Origin of the sequence: Synechococcus sp. BS56D (genome assembly GCF_004332405.1) — a bacterium.
Classification (GTDB): Bacteria; Cyanobacteriota; Cyanobacteriia; order PCC-6307; family Cyanobiaceae; genus Synechococcus_C.
In genome coordinates, this window is sequence record NZ_PHQU01000004.1 from 38,597 (window position 1) to 59,322 (window position 20,726).

At 64.8% G+C, this 20,726-nt stretch carries 19 protein-coding genes, 1 tRNA gene and 1 other RNA gene; 11 read left to right on the plus strand and 10 right to left on the minus strand.

What is annotated here, in order from left to right; genetic code table 11:
- Positions 1-9: 9 nt before the first annotated feature.
- Positions 10-252, minus strand: coding sequence for an acyl carrier protein (gene acpP / locus CWE17_RS06865; RefSeq protein WP_131455659.1), 243 nt, complete (start codon positions 250-252; stop codon positions 10-12).
- Positions 253-390: 138 nt separating this feature from the next.
- Between acpP and psaC the strand changes: the two genes are divergently transcribed.
- Together psaC and glmS are read left to right on the plus strand one after the other, a co-directional pair.
- Positions 391-636, plus strand: a complete 246-nt coding sequence (gene psaC / locus CWE17_RS06870; protein WP_007099573.1) for a photosystem I iron-sulfur center protein PsaC — start codon at positions 391-393, stop codon at positions 634-636.
- Positions 637-689: 53 nt separating this feature from the next.
- A complete protein-coding gene (glmS, locus tag CWE17_RS06875; RefSeq protein ID WP_131455660.1) occupies positions 690-2,576 on the plus strand; it encodes a glutamine--fructose-6-phosphate transaminase (isomerizing) in 1,887 nt (628 codons plus the stop codon).
- Here the strand turns inward: glmS and CWE17_RS06880 are convergent.
- Both CWE17_RS06880 and rimM read right to left on the minus strand, forming a co-directional pair.
- Positions 2,563-4,041, minus strand: a complete 1,479-nt coding sequence (locus CWE17_RS06880) for a mannose-1-phosphate guanylyltransferase/mannose-6-phosphate isomerase (RefSeq protein WP_131455662.1) — start codon at positions 4,039-4,041, stop codon at positions 2,563-2,565. The genes glmS and CWE17_RS06880 overlap by 14 nt on opposite strands.
- A 71-nt stretch (positions 4,042-4,112) precedes the next feature.
- Entirely contained in the window at positions 4,113-4,751 is a 639-nt protein-coding gene (rimM, locus tag CWE17_RS06885) for a ribosome maturation factor RimM (protein WP_131455664.1), read from the minus strand.
- A 61-nt stretch (positions 4,752-4,812) separates the two neighbouring features.
- On the opposite strand from rimM, the gene CWE17_RS06890 reads away from it, so the two are divergent.
- Together CWE17_RS06890 and CWE17_RS06895 are read left to right on the plus strand one after the other, a co-directional pair.
- Entirely contained in the window at positions 4,813-4,995 is a 183-nt protein-coding gene (locus tag CWE17_RS06890) for an NAD(P)H dehydrogenase subunit NdhS (protein ID WP_131455665.1), read from the plus strand.
- A 5-nt stretch (positions 4,996-5,000) separates the two neighbouring features.
- Entirely contained in the window at positions 5,001-5,819 is an 819-nt protein-coding gene (locus tag CWE17_RS06895) for an ion transporter (RefSeq protein WP_131455667.1), read from the plus strand.
- On the opposite strand, the gene CWE17_RS06900 is transcribed toward CWE17_RS06895, so the two are convergent.
- Both CWE17_RS06900 and rnpB read right to left on the minus strand, forming a co-directional pair.
- Positions 5,809-6,516 carry a ribonuclease III family protein gene (locus CWE17_RS06900; protein ID WP_131455669.1) on the minus strand — a complete coding sequence of 236 codons (708 nt, stop codon included), beginning with the start codon at positions 6,514-6,516 and terminating at the stop codon, positions 5,809-5,811. The two genes, CWE17_RS06895 and CWE17_RS06900, sit on opposite strands and share 11 nt — an antisense overlap.
- Before the next feature lie 80 nt (positions 6,517-6,596).
- Positions 6,597-6,998: RNase P RNA component class A (gene rnpB, locus CWE17_RS06905), an RNA gene on the minus strand.
- A 22-nt stretch (positions 6,999-7,020) separates the two neighbouring features.
- On the opposite strand from rnpB, the gene CWE17_RS06910 reads away from it, so the two are divergent.
- The 3 genes from CWE17_RS06910 to CWE17_RS06920 all read left to right on the plus strand — a co-directional run bounded on the left by CWE17_RS06910 (position 7,021) and on the right by CWE17_RS06920 (position 8,033).
- Positions 7,021-7,094: transfer RNA gene (locus tag CWE17_RS06910), tRNA-Arg, on the plus strand.
- A gap of 94 nt (positions 7,095-7,188) precedes the next feature.
- Positions 7,189-7,539 (plus strand): hypothetical protein, encoded by a 351-nt coding sequence (locus tag CWE17_RS06915; protein WP_131455671.1) that lies wholly within the window; start codon positions 7,189-7,191, stop codon positions 7,537-7,539.
- Between the two features lie 38 nt (positions 7,540-7,577).
- Positions 7,578-8,033: a hypothetical protein gene (locus CWE17_RS06920; RefSeq protein ID WP_131455672.1), complete on the plus strand. Its 456-nt coding sequence runs from the start codon at positions 7,578-7,580 to the stop codon at positions 8,031-8,033.
- Between the two features lie 6 nt (positions 8,034-8,039).
- Here the strand turns inward: CWE17_RS06920 and CWE17_RS06925 are convergent, their stop codons facing one another.
- The 3 genes from CWE17_RS06925 to CWE17_RS06935 are packed head-to-tail and all read right to left on the minus strand — an operon-like array spanning position 8,040 to position 14,097.
- Positions 8,040-9,092, minus strand: a complete 1,053-nt coding sequence (locus CWE17_RS06925; RefSeq protein WP_131455674.1) for an acetate/propionate family kinase — start codon at positions 9,090-9,092, stop codon at positions 8,040-8,042.
- On the minus strand, positions 9,092-11,620 hold the full coding sequence (locus CWE17_RS06930; RefSeq protein ID WP_131455675.1) for a glycogen/starch/alpha-glucan phosphorylase: 2,529 nt from the start codon (positions 11,618-11,620) through the stop codon (positions 9,092-9,094). Before CWE17_RS06930 ends, CWE17_RS06925 begins: the two co-directional genes overlap by 1 nt.
- Positions 11,621-11,667: 47 nt before the next feature.
- The gene (locus CWE17_RS06935; RefSeq protein WP_131455677.1) at positions 11,668-14,097 is read right to left on the minus strand and encodes a phosphoketolase; all 2,430 of its coding nucleotides are present in this window, start codon (positions 14,095-14,097) and stop codon (positions 11,668-11,670) included.
- Between the two features lie 243 nt (positions 14,098-14,340).
- On the opposite strand from CWE17_RS06935, the gene CWE17_RS06940 reads away from it, so the two are divergent.
- Positions 14,341-15,735 carry a cation:proton antiporter gene (locus CWE17_RS06940; RefSeq protein ID WP_131455678.1) on the plus strand — a complete coding sequence of 465 codons (1,395 nt, stop codon included), beginning with the start codon at positions 14,341-14,343 and terminating at the stop codon, positions 15,733-15,735.
- A 21-nt stretch (positions 15,736-15,756) separates the two neighbouring features.
- On the opposite strand, the gene CWE17_RS06945 is transcribed toward CWE17_RS06940, so the two are convergent.
- Positions 15,757-16,107 (minus strand): hypothetical protein, encoded by a 351-nt coding sequence (locus CWE17_RS06945; protein ID WP_240789296.1) that lies wholly within the window; start codon positions 16,105-16,107, stop codon positions 15,757-15,759.
- A 23-nt stretch (positions 16,108-16,130) separates the two neighbouring features.
- Between CWE17_RS06945 and CWE17_RS06950 the strand changes: the two genes are divergently transcribed.
- Both CWE17_RS06950 and CWE17_RS06955 read left to right on the plus strand, forming a co-directional pair.
- On the plus strand, positions 16,131-17,081 hold the full coding sequence (locus tag CWE17_RS06950; protein WP_370318284.1) for an alpha/beta fold hydrolase: 951 nt from the start codon (positions 16,131-16,133) through the stop codon (positions 17,079-17,081).
- A gap of 49 nt (positions 17,082-17,130) precedes the next feature.
- A complete protein-coding gene (locus CWE17_RS06955) occupies positions 17,131-17,991 on the plus strand; it encodes a galactose mutarotase (protein ID WP_131455680.1) in 861 nt (286 codons plus the stop codon).
- On the opposite strand, the gene CWE17_RS06960 is transcribed toward CWE17_RS06955, so the two are convergent.
- On the minus strand, positions 17,984-19,255 hold the full coding sequence (locus CWE17_RS06960) for an FAD-binding oxidoreductase (RefSeq protein WP_131455978.1): 1,272 nt from the start codon (positions 19,253-19,255) through the stop codon (positions 17,984-17,986). The genes CWE17_RS06955 and CWE17_RS06960 overlap by 8 nt on opposite strands.
- Before the next feature lie 32 nt (positions 19,256-19,287).
- Here CWE17_RS06960 and CWE17_RS06965 point away from each other — a divergent pair, with 32 nt between their 5' ends.
- The gene (locus tag CWE17_RS06965; RefSeq protein WP_131455681.1) at positions 19,288-20,724 is read left to right on the plus strand and encodes a four-carbon acid sugar kinase family protein; all 1,437 of its coding nucleotides are present in this window, start codon (positions 19,288-19,290) and stop codon (positions 20,722-20,724) included.
- The last annotated feature ends 2 nt before the right edge of the window (positions 20,725-20,726 follow it).

A 20,726-nucleotide genomic window follows, 5' to 3' on the forward strand; every position in this document is an offset into this window, starting at 1 on the left:
CCGAAAACCTCAGGCCTGCTTGTCTTCGATGTACTTGACGGCGTCGCCGACGGTGGTGATGCCTTCAGCGGCCTCGTCGGGGATTTCGATGTCGAAGGCTTCTTCCAGGGCCATCACCAGCTCGACGGTGTCGAGGGAGTCGGCGCCTAGATCGTTTTGAAAGTTGGATTCCGGCTTCACGTCGCCGGCATCAACGCTGAGTTGCTCCGCCACGATCGAACGGACTTTTTCGAGGATCGCTTCCTGGGACATGGCCGTGAAGACGGGACGACGCATCCTACGGGCTGGGCAAGCGGTCGTTAACAACGGTGACGGCCAACCGTTACCGGCGGCTCAGCCGCGCTTGCTGCAGGTACGTTGACGCCAAGCCATCTGTTCAGGAACGGGCACATGTCCCACGCCGTCAAGATCTACGACACCTGCATCGGTTGCACCCAGTGCGTGCGGGCCTGCCCTCTGGACGTGCTTGAAATGGTGCCGTGGGACGGCTGCAAGGCCGGTCAAATCGCTTCCTCTCCCCGCACTGAGGACTGCGTGGGTTGCAAGCGTTGTGAAACCGCCTGCCCCACCGACTTCCTCAGCATTCGTGTTTATCTCGGTGATGAAACCAGCCGCAGCATGGGTCTCGCCTACTGATTTGAGCCACTCTGGCCATAAGCTCAGCCCGGCAATTGCCGGGCTTTTTTTATATGTGCGGAATCGTTGCGGTGATCGGCTCGCGTGAGGCAGCTCCCCTGCTGCTCGAGGGATTGCGTCAGTTGGAATATCGCGGCTACGACTCCGCCGGAATCGCCACCGTTGAGAACGGAGCGTTGCATTGCTTGAGGGCGAAGGGGAAGCTGGTCCATCTCACCGCCAAGGTGGAGGCCAACGGCGCCCCCGGGCTCTGTGGGATTGGTCACACCCGGTGGGCTACCCACGGCAAACCCGAGGAGCACAACGCTCATCCCCACAGCGATGGCAGTGGTCGGGTTGCCGTGGTGCAGAACGGCATCATCGAAAACCACCGCAGCCTGCGCGAGGAGCTCACGGCTTCCGGAGTGCACTTCCAATCGGAGACCGATACGGAGGTGATTCCGCATCTGATCAGTGCCCAGCTGGCGAGTTTCAAGGCCGCTGGCCGCTCCGCTGATGGCGCGCTGCTGTTGGAAGCAGTGCAGGCCGTGCTGCCGCGGTTGCATGGCGCTTACGCCCTGGCGGTGGTGTGGGCCGACGTCCCGGGTGCCCTGGTGGTGGCCCGCAAGGCAGCGCCGCTGTTGATCGGTCTCGGGGAGGGGGAGTTTGTCTGCGCCAGCGACACCCCTGCGCTGGCGGGGATCACGCGCACGATCCTGCCGATGGAGGATGGGGAGGTGGCCCTGCTCAGCCCCTTGGGAATTGAGCTCTATGACGCCGACGGGCAACGGCAGCAGCGCTCACCAACGCTGCTGAGTGGTTCAGATCACGTGGCCGACAAGCGCCATTTCCGTCATTTCATGCTCAAGGAGATCCATGAGCAACCGGAAACCGCCGAATTGTGGGTGGCCCGCCATCTGCCCAGTGGTCTGACAGAGACGAACCCGGTGGCGCTCCCCTTTGAGGAGTCGTTTTACAGCGGCATTGAGCGGGTGCAGATCTTGGCCTGTGGCACCAGTCGCCATGCGGCTTTGGTGGGCGCTTACCTCTTGGAGCAGTTCGCTGGACTGCCCACCAGCGTGTTTTATGCCAGCGAATTCCGTTACGCACCGCCGCCGTTGGCGCCTCACACGCTCACCATCGGTGTGACCCAGTCAGGCGAAACCGCCGACACTCTTGCTGCCCTGGCCATGGAAGCGGAGCGCCGCAGGGCCCATGGCGACATCAGTTTCGCCCCGCGGCAGTTGGGGATCACCAATCGGCCAGAGAGTTCCCTGGCCCGTCAGGTGGAGCACATTCTCGATATCGGTGCCGGCATTGAGGTGGGTGTGGCAGCCACCAAAACCTTCCTGGGCCAGTTGCTGGCCTTTTATGCCCTTGCCCTCGCCTTTGCGGCCCGGCGCGGCAGTCGCTCAGGCTTTGAGCTCCAGGCTCTGGTGGAAGAGCTGAGGCAGCTGCCCAGCCAGCTGCAGGCTCTTGTGGAGCGGCACGACCGTGAGTCTGAAGCGCTCGCCCATCGCTTCGCCGAGACCCAGGACGTGATCTTCCTCGGTCGTGGCATCAACTATCCGATTGCGCTGGAGGGGGCCTTGAAGCTCAAGGAGATCAGCTACATCCACGCTGAGGGCTACCCCGCGGGTGAGATGAAGCATGGTCCGATCGCTCTGCTCGATGCCCGCGTGCCGGTGGTCTCGATCGCCATGCCGGGGGTGGTCTTCGAGAAAGTGCTCAGTAATGCCCAGGAGGCGAAGGCCCGGGATGCCCAGCTGATTGGTGTGGCGCCTGAAGGCCCCGACACGGCGTTGTTTGACGCATTGCTTGCGGTGCCGGAGGTGAGCGAGTGGATCAGCCCCCTGCTCACGGTGGTGCCCATGCAGCTGCTGAGCTACCACATCGCAGCCCATCGGGGCCTGGATGTGGATCAACCCCGCAACCTGGCCAAAAGCGTCACGGTTGAGTGAGTGTGGCCTGGCTGACGGCAGCCGCAGTCGTATCACTGCGGCCGTAGATGTCATCGAAACGCACGATGTCGTCTTCGCCGAGATACTCGCCGCTCTGCACTTCGATCATCTCCACCGGGATGCGGCCAGGGTTGCTCAACCGGTGCTTGCAGCCCATCGGGATGTAGGTGCTTTGGTTTTCACCGATCAGCTGCTGGTTGCCATCCCGTTCCACTAGGGCGGTGCCTTTGACCACCACCCAATGCTCGGCTCTGTGGTGGTGCATCTGCAGCGAGAGGCTGGCGCCGGGCTTCACGGAGATCCGTTTCACCTGCCAGCGATGGTCCTCCACCACTCCGGTGTAGGAGCCCCAAGGCCGATAGATCTTGCGGTGGGCCTTGCCCTCCGGGCTGCCGTCGGCCTCCAGCTGCTTCACGATCGTTTTCACGTTCTGCGCTTGGCTGCGATCGGCGATCAGCACGGCGTCGTCGGTTTCGACCACCACCAGGTTCTCCACCCCCAGCCCCACCACGAGGCGGTGTTCGCTGCGCAGGTAGCAGTTGCGACTGCCCTCGCTGATCACGCGTCCGCGTAGAACGTTGCCGTTGTCATCGCGATCGGCGGTGTCCCAAAGGGCGCTCCAGCTGCCCACATCGCTCCAGCCCGCTGCCAGGGGCAGCACAGACCCAAGCGCTGTTTTTTCCATCACCGCCACATCGATGGCCACGTTGGGGCACTTGGCGAAGGCCTCCCGCTCGAGGCGCAGGAAGTCGAGATCGGCCATGTCCTGCTCCAGGGCGGCGCGGCAGCAGCTCACCACCTCCGGTGCCAGTCGCTCCAGCTCCGCCAGCATGGCGCTGGCTTTGAACAGGAACATGCCGCTGTTCCAGGTGAAGCGTCCACTGGCCAGGAACTGCTCAGCCGTGGCGCGGTCGGGCTTCTCCACAAAGCGGGCGATCGGCACGGGGGTGAGGGCCCCAGGCTGCAGCGGTTCGGACGCTTCGATGTAGCCGTAGCCCGTCTCCGGTGCGGTGGGAACGATGCCGAAGGTCACCAGTCGTCCGGCTTCGGCGGCGCTGCGTCCGGCTTCGATCGCCGTGCGGAAGTGGGCGGCGTCGCGGATCACGTGGTCGGCTGCCAGCACCAGCAGCAGGGGGTCATCGCCGCGGGCTGTGGCCTGCAGGGCAGCGACCGCCACGGCTGGAGCGGTGTTACGGCCCATGGGCTCCAGCAGGATCGCGCCCGGTTCCACGTCGATCTGACGCATCTGCTCGGCCACGATGAAGCGATGGTCGTCGTTACAGATCAGCAGCGGCGCTCCCAGCCCTGCCAGACCCTCCAGCCGTTGCTGGGTTTGTTGCAGCAGCGTTTCATCACCACGGCCCCCCAGGGGCCAGTACTGCTTGGGATAGCTGGCGCGGGAGAGCGGCCAGAGGCGGGTGCCCGTGCCGCCGCAGAGGATCACCGGGATCAGAGGGGTGGTCACCGTTCGCTCGACCGTGATTGGCGCCAGTGTCGCGCAGGACCCCAGGGCCTGTCAGCTTTTTGAGTTGGTGTCTAGAGCTCCAGGAGCCCGGGGGGAGGAGTCAGCAGCAGCCAGCCCTCCTCCAGGTGCACCTCTGGAACGATCGTCTCGACGAAGGGGATCAACACCCGGCGCCCTCCATCGCGAAGCTCCACTTCAAGCAGGTCATTGCCGCCGCTGATCAGATCGGTCACGGTGCCGATCACCTCGCTTCCGACAGCCCCACTTCCGACAGCCGCACTGCCGGTCTCGCCATCGGCATTCACTCGCACCTCCAGGCCCACCAGATCCAGCAGGTGAAATTCACCATCGGCGAGATCAGGCCGGTCATCGGCGCGCACCAGCAGGGTCTGACCTACCAGTGCCTCGGCAGCCGTGCGGTCGTTGATGCCCTCGAAGCGCACCACAAACAGGCTCTTGCCCGGCAGCTGGCGGCCTGCCATCAGCTCAATCCCCTTCACGGCGCCGTTGCGTCCTCGCAACCAGCGGGTCCCCGGCACCGTGAAACGCTCAGGAAAGTCGCTGGCTGGATTCACCCGCAGCTCGCCCCGCAACCCCTGAACGCCCACGACCTGTCCCACCGGCAACCAGTCATCGGCCTGCGGGGCTTCAGCGGGCGGGGGCTGAGGGGCTGGGGCCACAGGCAGGCGCTGAGGGGATGCTCTGATCATGCCTCGGGGCTGAGTCGTGGCCCCCTGCGCCAGAATGCACCCACGACTGACGACCGCATCCATGGCCTCCGCCGCTCCGATCCTCCCCGGCGCCACGGTGAAGGTGGTGGATGCCACCTCGATTTACAACGGCTACACCGGATTCGTGCAGCGCATCAGTGGTGACCGGGCCGCTGTCTTGTTTGAAGGCGGCAACTGGGACAAGCTCGTGACCCTGCGCCTCCGCGATCTGCAGGCGGCCTGAGTGGCATGGCAGGCGGTTTGCGTCAACGGTTGCGGCGGGTCGTTCTCGACTCCGATACCCGCGCCGGCCGTCTCTACAACCTGATCATTTTCGGCACGATCCTGGCGAGCGTGGCTGGCCTGATGGTGGAGCCCCATCCGATGCGCTTTGCCAGCGCCGGGGAAATACCAGGCTGGGTCACTGGTCTTGAGCGGGGCTGTCTGTTGGTGTTTGTGGCGGATTTCGCCCTGCATCTTTGGGTCAGCCCCAAGCCCATCACCTACCTGCGCAGCTTCTACGGCCTGATCGACCTCTCGGCGGTGCTGTTTTTCTTTGTGCCCCAGATCAGCAGTGGACTGATCCTCTGGATCTTCAAGTTCGGCCGGGTGCTGCGCGTGTTCAAGTTGCTGCGCTTTCTCGATGAGGCCCAGCTGCTCGGCCATGCCTTGCGTGCCAGTGCCCGTCGCATCGGCGTCTTCCTGTTCTTCGTTGTGCTCACCCAGGTGGTGCTGGGGTATCTGATGGTGGTGATCGAGAGCGGTCATCCCAACACCCAGTTCCAGACCGTGGGCCAGGGGGTCTACTGGGCGATTGTGACCATGACCACAGTCGGGTATGGCGATTTCGTGCCCCAGACGGTTCTGGGCCGGGTGCTGGCGGCGGTGGTGATGCTGCTCGGCTTCGGGATCATCGCCATCCCCACCGGCATCGTCACCGTGGAAACGATCAATCAGGCCCGGGAGGACCAGCGCGACTGCGTCAGCTGTGGCCGCAGTGGCCATCGCCCGCGGGCAGCCCATTGCGATCAGTGCGGTGCACGTCTGCCGAAGGGGCTCAACAGCTGACCAGCTGATCCAGCAGTGAAGCCGCAGCCTGCTGTTCTGCTTCGCGTCTGGAGCCTCCCCAGCCCTCGGCACTGAGGTCCGTTGGCAGGGTCACTGAGCAATGGAAGCGACGGGGATCGCCATGGCGGTGACTTACCTCCCGGCAGCTGTATTGGGGGAGTCCCAGCCCCTGGCCTTGGCTCCACTCCTGCAGGGCGGATTTGCTGTTGCCGCGATGGGGGTCGGCGAGCACCGCCTCGGCACTCCTTTGCCAATGGGGCGTCAGCCAGGCTTGGACCGACTGCAGTCCGGCAATCTTGAACATTGCACCAATGAGTGCTTCGCTCAGTTCCGCCTGCAGCGTGGCTGCAGCGGTGGGATCACCGCTCGCCTTTGGGCCGATGCGCCACCAACGCTCGATACCGAGCGTCTCCCCCAGCTCCGCCAGCCAGCGGTCACTCACCAGCTGGGCCCGCAGGCTGGAGCGCTCCCCCACTGGCATCTGCGGATAGGCCGCAGCAATGAATTCACTGGCCGCCAGGCGCAACACGGCATCACCGAGAAACTCCAGCTGCTCATGGTGGGGCGTCACACCGCTTGAGGTATGGGTGAGGGCCTCATCAAGCAGGGCCAGCGCCTCGATTGGCAGTGGGGAGTTCGCCGGCAGCAGTTGAGTCCAGAACGCCTGAAGCTGCTGTTGGCGATCTGAGCTGCCCATGGCAAGACCTGTTGAGCGAAAGGGTTCAGTGTGCGATCAGCAGCTTGTCCCCGATGAACAGGCTGCCTCGGGGCCGAATGGGGTGAAAGCAGGACATAAGCCGGGTTCTGTTCTCCCTCCCGAGGGAGGGGGGCGGTCATCTATCTGGGATCGCCGTTGCCGACGACCTCGAGCGGCACGCTGTTGGCGGAACGGGGCAGATGGCCAACCATCGTTCCTGGGCCTTGCTCCCGGCCGGGGTTTACCGAGCCAGCACCTCTCGATGCTGCTGGTGCGCTCTTACCGCACCTTTGCACCCTTGCCTGTGCCCGGGGCGGAACCCCATGGGGCCATCGGCGGTGTGTTTCTGTGGCACTCTCCTCACGGTCACCCGCACTGGGCGTTACCCAGCAAGCCTGGCCATCGGGGAGCCCGGACTTTCCTCAACCGAGCCCGTCAACCCTTGGGCCGACGGCTCGATCGCGACCACCTCGCCTGCTTTCAAACCCCATAATGGCTGGTAATGGGGCTGTAGCTCAGCCGGATAGAGCGACGGTTTCCTAAACCGTAGGTCGTGGGTTCGAGTCCCGCCAGCCCCGTGAGCTCGATCACTGCTCCGGTAGCCGCCACTACATTTGGTGCACTAGCCAGACGCCACACTCCCGCTAGCGTTGCCGTAGTGAACACGGTGCCATGACCCAGCTTCACGATCTGCGCCTGAGGCTCCTCGTGCAGCAGGAAAGCGAGCGCATCGCCGACTCCCAGCCCACCGACCTTGATCTTTCGGTGGTGCAGGCCCGTTGCCTCTGCTGGCTTGCCCTCCTGGCCGAAGCCCACGAGGACCAGGCCAGTGATGCCGAGCGCCGGGGCGATACAGAGCAGGCGATGGGCTGGTTCGCCGACTCCATGCGCCTCCGCGACGTGATTCAGGTGGTGAGCTCGATTGAGATCCCGCTTCCCGGTGCCAGCGAGGAGGGAGACGCTGATGGTCGCTACGGAGACGACGACGGCGGACTTTCGGGAGAACCTCCCCTGGCAGCTTGATCAGGTGCCATAGTGGACGTTGATCTCGAGGGTCTGCGGTGCCTGAAGAGCCCTGTCAATGCCCTGATTGTCAACGCTTCTACCGGGAGCATGACCGTTTGATCCGCGAATGCCCGACCCTGCGACAGCAGCAGGAGCTCAGCTGGGCAGCGCTGCAGGCCTTCCGGACCCTTTCGGGGCGCGTACTCGAAGATCTCCAGAAGCAGCACGGTTCCCGGGCGTCAGAGGCCCAGGCCCATGCCACTCCTGTCGGTGGCAGCGAAGAGCCGACCGATGCGATCCAGCAGGCCATGGCTGACCTGGAAAACATCAATGCCCACCTCTTCTCGATCGAGGCACTGATGGAGCGCATCTTCGATGTGCGCGTGCCCGACGACATCGAGCAAAAGTTCCAGGAGCTGGCTGGTGAGCTCGCCCCGGATCCCCTCAACGCCGATCGTTTGCGGCTCAATCGCCTGCTGCACCAGACTCCGGATCTCCCCGACCGCGGCTGATTGTCGTCAGGTTTCGGCTCGCACGCAGAGCCTGGCAATCATTCCTTCCTCATCGGCCGGCACCACCAGGATCTCCAGGCCTGGGATCCAGTCCAGGGCTAGTGCGAGTTCGTCGCGCAAGGCTCTATCGTGCTCCCCGATCCCACCCGTTAGGGCGAGCACATCCACACCGCCAAGGCTGGCGGCCATCGCGCCAATTTCTTGAAGCAGCCGGTGCCTGAAAACCTCCAGGGCCAGGCTCGCACCGGTATGACCTTGCAGGGCCTGTTCACGGATCTCGCGCATGTCGCCGCTCAGGCCTGACAGGCCCTTCAGCCCTGCTTGCTTCTGCAATTGATCGGCCAGCTCTGCCGCCGTGTACCCCTCGCGCATCAGTTCGAGCAGCACACCGGGATCGACACTGCCGGAGCGGGTGGCCATCACCAGGCCCTCGAGGGGCGTGTAGCCCATGGTGGTGTCGATGCAGCGGCCCCCTTGCACCGCCGCCAGGGAGGCGCCGGCCCCCAGATGGGCGCTGATCAGACGCAGCTGGCTTGGCTGCTTCCCTTGCTCCTGCCAGCGCCGGCTCACCGACTCGCTCACGTGCTGGTGGTTGAGGCCATGGAAGCCGAAACGCCGGAAGCCTCTGGCCCGTATCGGTTCCGGCAGGGCGTAGGTGCGGGCCGCATCCGGCAGGGTGCTGTGGAACGCCGTGTCGAAACAGGCCCATTGGGGCAGCTCGGGCGCCCAGGCCCGAGCCCAGCCCACCCCTTCAAGTGCCGGTGGATTGTGCAGCGGGGCCAGCGGGATCAGCGCCTGCAGGGCCGCTTCCATCTCTGTGCTGATCCGGGTTGGTGCGGTGAAGCGTTCGCCGCCATGCACAATCCTGTGGCCGATGCGCCGCACGGCAGCACGGTGGGGCTGGAGCGCCGGCGCCAGCCAGCTCTCGAGCACGTCTTTGAGTGCTTCGCCTGGGGCGAGGCTTCGGCCTTCGTGCCAGATGTTGGCCCCGCCCGAATCGAGCAGGGCCGCCTTGAGGCTGGAACTCCCCAGGTTGATCACCAGGGAGAGATCCATCATCAGCGCACGTCGCAGGTGATCTCAACGTTCAGCGGCTGCACGTTCCAGATCGACTGGCAGTACTCCCGAATCGAACGATCGGAGGAGAAGAAGCCGGAGCGGGCCGTGTTCAGCAGCGACATGCGGTTCCAGTGCTGGCGGTCACTCCAGGCGCGGCTGACCTCATCCTGGGCACGTAGGTAGTCGGCGAAATCAGCCATCACGAAGAAGGGATCGCTGCCGGTGAGGTTGTCGAGCAGGGGACGGAATAGGTCGCCATCTCCGTTGCTGAAGTGGCCGATCTCCACCAGGCGGATCGCCTCGGCGAGTTCGGGCTGTCCTTGAATCACGTCCCAGGGGCGATAGCCCGATTGCTTGAGGGCACTGATCTCCTCCACGGTCTTGCCGAACAGGAAGAAGTTTTCGCCGCCCACCCGCTCGCGGATCTCCACATTGGCGCCATCGAGGGTGCCGATCGTGAGCGCACCGTTCATGGCGAATTTCATGTTGCCGGTGCCGGAGGCTTCCTTGCCGGCGGTGGAGATTTGCTCGGAGAGATCCGACGCCGGATACACCTGCTCGCCCAGCTTCACGTTGTAATCCGGCAGGAACACCACCCGCAGGCGGCCATCCATGTCTGGATCAGCGTTCACCGTTTCGGCGATGCCGTTGATGAAGCGGATGATCAGCTTGGCCATGTAATAGCCCGGTGCTGCCTTGCCGCCGAAGATCACCGTGCGTGGGGCCATGCCATCGGCCTGGCCGTTCTTGATCCGCAGGTACTGCGTGATCACCTGCAGGGCGTTGAGGTGTTGGCGCTTGTACTCGTGGATGCGCTTCACCTGCACGTCAAACAGGCTGGCGGGGTCTACCAGCACACCGGTGTGACGGTGGATGTAGCTGGAGAGCTTGCGCTTCACCGAGAGCTTGGTGTTGCCCCAGTGCTCCAGGAAACCGTGGTCGTGCTGGCGCTCCTCCAGGCGGCGCAGCTGTTCCATGTCGGTGATCCAACCCTCGCCGATGTGCTCGTCCAGCAGGGTGGAGAGTTCGGGGTTGGAGAGGGCCACCCAGCGGCGGGGGGTGACGCCGTTGGTCACGTTGGTGAATTTCTCCGGCCACAGCTCGGCGAATTCAGGCAGCAGCTGGCTCTTCACCAGGTCGGAGTGGAGAGCTGCCACGCCATTCACGTGGTGGGCGCCAATCGTGGCCAGGTGGGCCATGCGCACCGCCTTGCCGCCCTCTTCGTCAATGATCGAGAGCTTGCGCTGAATAGTGTCGTTGCCAGGGAAGCGCAGGCGCACCTGATGCAGGAAGCGGCGGTTGATCTCGTAGATCAGCTCCAGGTGGCGGGGCAGCAGGTCGGCGAACAGGCTCAGATCCCACTTCTCCAGCGCCTCAGGCAGCAGGGTGTGGTTGGTGTAAGCGACCGAGCGGCTGGTGATGTCCCAAGCCTTCTCCCACTCCAGGTGGCGGTCATCGATCAGCAAGCGCATCAGCTCAGCCACGGCGATCGCCGGATGGGTGTCGTTGAGCTGAACGGTCCAGTAGTTGGGGAAGTCCTCGACGTTGAGACCGCGATGGTCAAGGCTGCGCAGCATGTCCTGCAGCGAGCAGCTCACGAAGAAGTGCTGCTGCTTCAGGCGCAGGCGGCGGCCCTCATCGGTGCCGTCATTGGGATACAGCACCTTGGAGAGGGTTTCACTGCCCACTTTCTCCTCAACGGCGCCGTAGTAATCGCCGATGTTGAAGGCATAGAAATCGAAGCTTTCCGTGGCATCGGCGCGCCACAGTCGCAGGCGATCGCAGGTGTTCACCCTGTAGCCCAGCACGGGCACGTCGTGGGGCACACCGATCGCATGCTCGGCTGGGATCCAGCGGGAGCGGTAGTTGCCTTTGTCGTCGATGTAGCTCTCGGTGCGGCCGCCGAAGCCCACGAAGCAGGCCTCATCCGGCTGGGGTAGCTCCCACGGCCAACCGCCTTTCAGCCACTTGTCGGTGACCTCCACCTGCCAGCCGTCGCGGATCAGCTGATCGAAGATGCCGAACTCGTAGCGGATGCCGTAGCCGGTGGCGGGCACCTGGAGGCTGGCCAGCGATTCCATGTAACAGGCGGCAAGACGACCAAGGCCGCCATTGCCCAGCCCGGGCTCCTCCTCGACCTCGAGGATCTGTTGCAGCGACTCGATGCCAAAACGTTTGAGCGCTTCCTCTGCCTCCTTTTGGATTCCGAGGTTGAGGAGGTTGTTGTTGAGCTGGGGGCCAATCAGGAATTCCGCCGACAGGTAAGCGACGGTTTTCTGCGGCTGGGCACGGATCGCTTCCAGACTGGCCAGATAGCGGGTCATCAGCCGGTCGCGCACCGCATAGCTGAGGGCCATGTAGAGGTCATGGCGGCTGGCGGTGGGAGCCAGCTTGCCGAGCGTGAAGAAGAGGTGCTCGGTCATGCCGTCAAACACCGAGTCAGCGTCAAGGCCTGCCCGTTCCGGGTCGGCGTAGCAGCCGGGGGTGGGCAGACGCAGGTCGAGGCGTTGGGAAGGTGTGGTGCTCATGGCTGGGACGATGGGGAAGGGGGGCTTGGCAGTTCAGGCGATGCAGTTCAGGCGTTGCAGGAGGAGCGGCCGAGGCTCCAGCGCCAGTTGTTGATCTCCGGGGCATCGGTGCCGTGCTCGTAGGCGTAGGCACGTTGCTTCTGGATCTCGTCTTTCATCTGCTCCTTCACGTGGGCGGCGCGGGAGCCGAGACTCTCGACCCGGTCGATCACATCGATCACCAGGTTGTAGCGGTCGATCTGGTTGCTGATGGCCAGCTCCAGAGGGGTGTTGATGTTGCCTTTTTCCTTGTACCCACGCACGTGGAAGTTGTCGTGGTTCGGGCGGTTGTAGGCGAGGCGGTGAATCAGCCAGGGATAGCCGTGGAAGTTGAAGATCACCGGCTTGTTGGGGGTGAACAGGCTGGCGAAGTCCATGTCGCTGAGGCCATGGGGGTGATCCTTGGGTGATGCGAGGGCGAACAGCTTGACCACATTCACGTAGCGGACCTTGAGATGTGGAATCCGTTCCCGCAGGATTTCGATCGCCGCCAGGCACTCTTTGGTGGGGATGTCGCCGGCGGAGGCGAGCACCACATCGGGCTCATCCGGTTCATTGCTGCAGTTGTCATTGCAGGCCCACTCCCAGATGCCGGCGCCCTTGGCCACATGGCGGCGGGCTTCATCAAGGGTCAGGTATTGCAGGTGTTTCTGCTTGTCGGAGACGATGATGTTGGCGACATTGGTTTCGACCAGCGCCTTCTCGGCCACCGCCAGCAGGCTGTTGGCATCGGCAGGTAGGTACACGCGGGTGATGCTGCCCTTCTTGTTGCCGGCCAGATCGATAAAGCCGGGGTCTTGATGGGTGAAGCCGTTGTGGTCCTGGCGCCAGACGGTGGAGGAGATCAGGCAGTTCCAGGGGCCGATCGGGGCGCGCCAGGGGATCTCCTCACAGTGCTCGAGCCACTTGCAGTGCTGGTTGAACATCGAGGCGACCACATGGGCGAAGGCCTCATAGGTGTGGAAGAAGCCGTTTCTGCCCGTGAGCAGATAGCCATCCATCATTCCCACCAGGGTGTGCTCGGACAGCATCTCCACCACCTGGCCATCCCGGGCGAGTTCACTGCCGTTGAGGTCTTCGGGCAAGAATTCGGCCATCCAAGCTTTCTTGGTGGCTCCGTACACCGCCTGAAGGCGATTGGAGGCGGTTTCGTCCGGACCGAACAGGCGATAGCCGCCTGGATTGAGGCTGATCAGGTCGCGGATCAGCTCCCCGAGTGGGTAGGTGTTCTCCTTCTCAGTGGCGCCCGGCATCTGCACAGGCACCTCAAAGTTGCGCAGGTCGGGCATGACAAGCGCCTTGCGTAGGACGCCTCCATTCGTGTGCGGATTGGAGCCCATCCGCCGCTCACCTTTCGGGGCCAGGGCGCGGATTTCCTCGCGCACGGCCCCGTTGTCATCGAACAGCTCCCAGGGGCGGTAGCTCTTCATCCAGTCCTCGAGCAGGCGCAGGTGGCTCTCGTTGGTCTTGACGTCTGCCACCGGCACCTGATGGGAGCGCCAGAAGTTTTCGATTTTTTTGCCGTCGATCTCCTGGGGGCCGGTCCAGCCTTTGGGGGAGCGCAGCACGATCATGGGCCAGCTAGGGCGGAAGGCCTCCCCGCTGTTGCGGGCTTGCTCGCGGATCGCACGGATCTCCAGCACGGACCGCTCCATCGCCACCGCCATCTGGCGGTGCATGGTCATCGGGTCGGACCCTTCAACAAAAATGGGCGTCCAGCCATAACCGCGCAGCAGGCTCTCGAGCTCCTCGTGGGGGATGCGGCTGAGGATTGAGGGATTGGCGATCTTGTAGCCGTTCAGGTGCAGCACCGGCAGCACGGCGCCGTCCTGGATCGGGTTCAGGAACTTGTTGATGTGCCAGCTGGTGGCCAGGGGACCGGTTTCGGCTTCTCCATCGCCGACGCAGGCGATCGTGATCAGCTCCGGGTTGTTGAACACCGAACCGCAGGCGTGGGAGAGCACATAGCCGAGCTCACCGCCTTCATGGATCGAGCCGGGCATCTCGGCGGTGCAGTGGCTGCCGATGTGTCCGGGGAAGGAGAACATCTTGAAGAACTTCTTCAGCCCCGCTTCGTCCATCGACTTGTCGGGGTAGCGCTCGCTGTAGCTGCCGTCGATGTACACCGGACCACGGGCGCCCGGGGCTCCGTGACCGGGGCCGGACATGTAGATCATGTCCAGGTCGTATTTGTTGATCAGCCGGTTGGCATGGGTCCAGATGAAGGCTTGCCCTGGGCTGGATCCCCAGTGACCGAGCAATCGGTTCTTGATGTGTTCGGGCCGCAGCGGCTCCCGCAGCAGCGGGTTGTCCTGCAGGTAGATCATGCCAACGGCCAAATAGTTGGCGGCACGCCAGTAGGCGTCCAGGCGCTGGAGCTCCTCCTCCATGGGCGCCTGCACGGCCGCAGCTGAGGCCTGATAGGGCGTGGTGGTCATGAGCCTGTCGATCCAGGGTGCGTACGCGGAAGGTAGCCATGGCCTCTTGGCCTGGTCGTTAACGACCGCACATCGACACCGTGTGGTGGCAAACCGTGTGGTGGCAAACCGTGTCGTGGCAAACGTGTCATGGCCAACCGTTGAACGGTCCAGATCGGGCCGGTTTGGGCCCCATGGATCGCTGGAAGCGTCGCCCTGAGACGTTTCCCCTTAAGGTCCCCCACAGTTTAAAGCAATGCCTGCATGGCTCCCCCCCTAGTGCTGGCCCAGCTGCCCGAGCTGCTGACCCAGCTCAGCAGTCATGACCTGGAGGTGGCCGAGACCCTGATTGGGGTGATCCGCTTTCTGCTGATCTTTGTGGCCGCTCGCACCCTGGCGGAGGTGCTGGTGCGGCTGCAGCTGCCCACGATTCTCGGGGAGCTTCTGGCGGGCGTGATCATCGGTGCCTCCGGCCTGCATCTGCTGGTGCCGCCGGAGACCCAGGCGCAGCTCAGCAGCGGCTTTGTGTCGCTGATCAGCGGTTTGGCGGCGATCCCGCCGGAAACGATTCCCGAGATCTACAACGAGACCTTCCCCTCCCTGCAGGCGGTGGCCACCCTCGGCCTCTACGCCCTGCTGTTTCTCACCGGACTGGAGAGTGAGCTCGATGAGCTGGTCGCCGTCGGCGGTCAGGCGTTCACGGTGGCCGTGGCCGGAGTGGTGCTCCCCTTCGCTCTCGGCACCTTCGGTTTGATGTCGCTCTTCCATGTGGAGCTCATCCCGGCGATCTTTGCCGGTGCCTCAATGACGGCCACCAGCATCGGCATCACGGCCAGTGTGTTTGGCGAGCTGGGCTATCTCAAAACCCGCGAGGGGCAAATCGTGATCGGTGCCGCCGTGCTCGACGACATCCTCGGGATCGTGATCCTGGCGGTGGTGGTATCGCTCGCCACCGGCGGCTCCTTGGCGATTGCGCCGATCGTGAAGCTGGTGGCTGCGGCGGTGATCTTCGTGGTGGCAGCGATCGGCCTCAGCCGCACGGCGGCCCCTGCCTTCGATTGGCTGATCGACAAGCTCAAGGCCCCGGGCGAAGTCTTGGTGGCTTCATTTGTGATCCTCTCGCTCAGCTGTTTTGCTGCCACGGCCATTGGCCTGGAGGCCGCACTGGGGGCCTTCGCTGCCGGCCTGATCCTCAGCGGCTCAAAGCACAACCACGCCATTCAGCAGGCGGTGCTGCCGATCGTGACCCTCTTCGCCACGATCTTCTTTGTGCTCGTGGGCGCCGGTATGGACCTGTCGGTGATCAACCCCCTCGATCCCGCCAGCCGTTCAGCCCTCGTTGTGGCCGGCTTCCTTTTGGTGGTGGCCATCATCGGCAAAGTCGTTGCCGGCTGGGCCTTCGTCAGTGACAAGCCCACCCGACGGCTGGTGGTGGGTCTTGGAATGATGCCCCGCGGTGAAGTGGGTTTGATCTTCCTTGGCCTCGGTACCAGCGCCAATTTGCTCTCTCCCTCCCTCGAGGCCGCGATTCTGTTGATGGTGATCGGCACCACCTTCCTGGCACCGGTGCTGCTGCGTTTGGTGCTGGGTGGTAACAAGCCTGATGACGGCGATCAGGTCAACGAGGAGGTCGCGGCCGATCCGGTCGGCCTGGTCTGATCGGGAGTCGTGGAGCGGGCTTCAGCCCTGTTCCCGTCGTGCGAGCAGCAGAAACAGGCTCCAGCCCACCGTGATCAGGGCCAGGCTGGAGCCCCATCCGGGCCCAAGGGTCCAGCTCAGCAGCAACTGCACCACCAGCCCCACGGCTAGGGCCAGGAGCAGGCTGCTGACCACCAAAGCGATCTGCTGGCTCTGCCCGTTGAGGGGGCCCTGGGTCAGGCTCTCCTCCAGCCGTTGCAAAGGCCCGCTCAGGGGCACGTAGAGGGCCAGGGCCCAGAACAGGCCACCCCTCAGGATCGCTGGATCGGCCAGGGGACCGATGGCGCCGCTCCACTCCTGCATGAACCGCACCTCGGCAATGCTGCCTAGCATCGCTGGCCTTGCGGGCGATTGTGGTGACCCCTGCTCCAGCTGCTGCTTTGGATCGGAACCAGGGCGCTGACCTGCCCCCCTGGAGCTTTCAAGGCCACGCTGTGCACTGCCTGCGGCAGGGCCCCCTGGAGCCTGATGCCGGCCTTGATCAGCCGGCCCTGTTGCTGGTGCATGGCTTCGGTGCCTCGACGGATCACTGGCGCCACAACATCCCCGTGTTGGCTCGCCGCCATGAGGTGCATGCCCTTGATTTGCTCGGCTTCGGCCGGAGCAGCAAGCCGGCGGAACTTGCCTATGGCGGTGCCCTCTGGCGCGATCAGTTGGTGGCCTATGTCCGCGAGCGGATCGGCCGTCCCACGGTGATCGCTGGCAACTCCCTGGGTGGTTTTGCCGCCCTTGCGGCCGGGGCTGCCCTCGGAGAGCAGGCCGGTGGGGTGGTGCTGCTGAATGCCGCCGGCCCTTTCAGCGATGAGCAGAAGCCTCCCCAGGGCTGGGGGGCGATCGCCCGTCAGACGATTGGTTCCGCCCTGCTCAAGAGCCCCGTGTTGCAGCGGCTGTTGTTTGAGAACCTGCGCCGTCCGGCCACGATCCGGCGCACCCTCAATCAGGTGTACATCGACCGCACGAATGTGGATGAGGCCTTGGTGGAAGCGATCCGTCGGCCGTCCCTTGACCCCGGTGCCTTCGGAGTGTTCCGCACCGTGTTTGACATTCCCCGCGGTCAGCCTCTTGATGAGCTGTTCGCCCAGCTGCAGGCCCCCTTGCTGCTGCTTTGGGGCATTCGTGATCCCTGGATTAACGCGGCCGGGCGCCGCGCCAGTTTTCAGCGCCATGCGCCGGAGGCGACCACGGAGGTGGTGCTGGAGGCCGGGCATTGCCCCCACGATGAGGTGCCTGATCAGGTCAATGCCGCTCTGCTGGATTGGTTGGCGAACCTGCCGCGTCACGGGGCATGTCAGCCAGAACACCCGTGATTCGTGGGCGGGTCGGTAGTTTCCCGCCAATCTTGGGTCTCTGGAATCGATGGCCATGACGCTCACCCAGCAGTCCGAGCCCTACGCCCACTGGGAGTTTGTGCATCCGGACAGTGGGGATCGCCTCAGGATTGTCCCTGAGCGTGGCGGTCTCGTGAGCGAGTGGCGTTGCAATGGCCGCGAGGTGCTCTACTTCGATCAGGAGCGTTACGTCGATCCGGCCAAGAGCATCCGTGGCGGCATTCCGGTGCTGTTCCCGATCTGCGGCAACCTGCCTGGCGATCGGTTGCCCCTGGCCAGCGGCGACTACACCCTCCAGCAACACGGGTTCGCCCGCAATCTGCCCTGGCAGCTGCAGCTGCTTGAGGATCAGAGCGGCGTTCGCCTCAGCTTGAGCGACACCCCGGAGACCCGGGCGGCCTATCCGTTCGCGTTCCTGGTGGCGATGGAGGTGCGTCCGGTGCGGGATGCCCTGGACATCGTCACCACGATCAACCATTGCGGCGATGAGGGCGAGGCGATGCCCTTCAGCTTCGGCCTGCATCCTTACTTCAATGTCACCGATCTGGGCCGGACCCAGCTCGAGGGCCTGGCACCGGTCTGCCTCAATCATTTGGAGATGGCTGAGGCCGAGACGGCCACTCAGCTCGCCCGGCTGCCGGAGGGCGTTGATTTCCTGACCCGTCCCGCGGGGCCGGTGACCCTCGTGGATGACGCCGCCGGCACCCGCCTTCAGCTCCAGCACCTGGATCCGATGGATCTCACCGTGGTCTGGACGGAGCCGCCCCGACCGATGGTGTGCCTCGAGCCCTGGACCGGGCCCCGGCAGTCATTGATCAGTGGTGATCGCAAGCTGGAGCTGGCCCCGGGCCAGAGCCAGACCCTCACCTGTCGCTACTCGGTCAGCTGAGGAAGGGCTGGGCCACCCCCGGCAGCCGCCCGCGGCTGAGTTGCTGCAGGGGGTCGAATTCCCGCTTCACCGCCTCGATTAGTGGCTTTGAGGGTGCATCGAGCCAGGCGGGCAGGGCCAGCTCCGCGTTGCCGGCATCGGGTTGCAGCAGAACGCTGAGCTGTCCCCCCAGAGTGCTGAGCTTGCGGCGCAGCGCCTGCACCTGATGGTGGGCGGAAGGCTGTTGATTGGCGGAAGGCTGTTCAGCACACTGCCAGAGCTCACCGCTGCCTGCTCCTGCCGCCAGCTCTCCGCTCCAACCCCGCAGGCCGCGCAGTTCTTGACTCGCCAAGAGTTCGCTCACTCGGGCGGGTGGCAGGGCTAGTCGCAGCAGCCAGCCAGGCTCAGCGCCCGCTCGCTCAGCAGGCAGCTGTGAATGGATCGGTGTTGGAAGTGGGCTCGCCCAGGGGTGGCGTTCCGCGCTCAGTCGCTGGGGCACCGCGAGCGCTTCGAGGCGGTTCAGCTGGGCCTCCACGGCCACCTCACTGACGCTGGCGATGCCCACCCGGATTGACCAGCCTTGGTCGGGACCACCCCGCCAGTTGATCCACTCCGGCGTCAGGGTGCTGGCTAACACGTCGGCCCGCCAGGCCTCGAGGGCCTCCAGCTCGCCCTGCACCAGCAGTTCGGCCCGGGCCGGACGGATCGGCTGGGTGCGCAGGGTGAGGGTGTGGATCAGGGCCAGGCTGCCCCAGCTGCCGCAGAGCAGGCGCATCAGGTCATAGCCGGCCACGTTTTTCACCACGCGTCCGCCGGCGTTGGCGCTGATGCCATCGCTGCGGATCAGGCCGATGCCAATGATCTGGTCGCGTAGGCCCATGTGCCGTTGGCGCAGGCCGCCGCTGAGGCCCCGAGCCACCAGCCCGCCGATGCTGCCGGAGCCGTCGGAATGGCTCGGGTTCCTGCCCCAGGGCCAGTCCACCGCTAGCCACTGGTTGTGTTCCATCAGGGCTGCCTGCAGCGCCGCCAGGGGCAGTCCCGCTTCCACGGTCACGGTCAGGTCGTCGACCGCATGGTCGAGGATTTGGTTCAGGTTCCGGGTGCTGAGCGTTGGGATCGGCTCCCCTGCGGCGTGGGTCTGCAGCGGTGCCCCCCAGGTCAACCTTGTGCCTAGACCGCTGGGCACCCAGGGGCGCCCTCCCCGGTGCCAGTCACTAACGAGCGACTGCAGCTCCGCCTTGGAGTCGGGGCAGTGGAGCTGTTTGTGGGCCGGTGACGCAGTGATGACGGCAGAGCGGTGCAGGCCATGATCGTGCCATGACCATCGTGGTGATCGACGACGACCCCACCGGCTCCCAGACGCTGCACAGCTGCCCACTGCTGCTGCGCTGGGACCTGGACAGTCTGCGCCGTGGTTTGCGTCAACGCCCGCGGTTGTTGTTTCTTCTTGCCAATACCCGGGCGCTGACGGCGGCCCAGGCGGCGGCACGCAACCGCGAGATTGTGGCGGCGCTGGCTGAGGCACTGGCGGCGGAGGGGATCCCTGCGGATCAGGTGCAACTCGTGAGTCGTGGAGATTCCACCCTGCGCGGCCACGGGGTGCTGGAACCACAGGTGTTGGCGGAGGCTTGGCAGGGGCTGGTGGGGCCGGTCGATGCCACCTTGCATGTGCCCGCCTTCTTGCCCGGTGGACGCACCACTGTCGATGGTGTGCATCGTCTTCATGGTGAGCCGGTGCACACCACGGCGTTCGCTCGCGATCGCCTGTTTGGTTACAGCACCAGTGATCTCGCCGCCTGGCTGGAAGAGAAGAGCGCTGGCCAGATCAAGGCCGCGTCCGTGGCGCGGCTGGGGCGGGCCCAGCTGGAACAGGCCGCCGCTGGCAGGGCCGCTGGTTCAAGGGCAGTGGGTGATTCCGCTGGTTTTGAGGCGCTGGTGGGCTGGCTCGCTTCCCTCGAGGGCAACCGCGCGGTGGTGGTGGATGGGGAGCGGCCGGAACAACTGGAGGCGTTGGGGGCCGCGGTGGAGGCGCTGCGGGGCCGCAAGCGGTTTCTGTTTCGTTCCGCTGCCAGCCTCCTGAACGGACTTGTTGATGGGGGCGTGCGGCCCCTGGGTCCTCAACCCCTCGATGCAGCTGGTCTGGCTGGTTTGCGTCGCCGCGCCTCCTCCGGTCAGCCGCGGCCTGGGTTGGTGCTGGTGGGCTCCCATGTGCCCCTGGCGGATCAGCAGCTGCATCAGCTTTTGAAGGAGCCTGGCTGCCTTGGGGTGGAGTTGCCGGTGGCCAGGGTCGCCCGGGTGCTGGAGGGGGGGTGCCCTGATCTGCTGCTGGCGGATCTGGAACGGGAGTGGGGAGCACAGCTGCAGAGAGCCCTGGCGGCGGGACGCACCCCGGTGTTGTTCACCAGTCGCGGAGAGTTGAGCTTCGGTGCAGGGGAGGCGGCGCTTGAACGGCGGCTGGCCTTCGGAATGGAGCTGGCGCGGCTGATGGGTCGCTTGGTGGCAGCCTTGGCCCCCCAGCTGGGCTACGTGATCAGCAAGGGCGGCATCACCACCGGCACGCTGCTGGCGGAGGGCCTCAGGCTTGAGGCGGTGCAGCTGGAGGGGCAGTTGCTCCCAGGCCTCTCGCTGGTGCGCCCTCTGGACGATGGCGCTCAGGCTGTTGGTGTGGAGGGACTGCCGGTTGTGACCTTCCCCGGAAACCTGGGGGACGGAAGCACCCTGGCGGAAGCATGGCGGCTGATGGAGGCGGGCTGAGT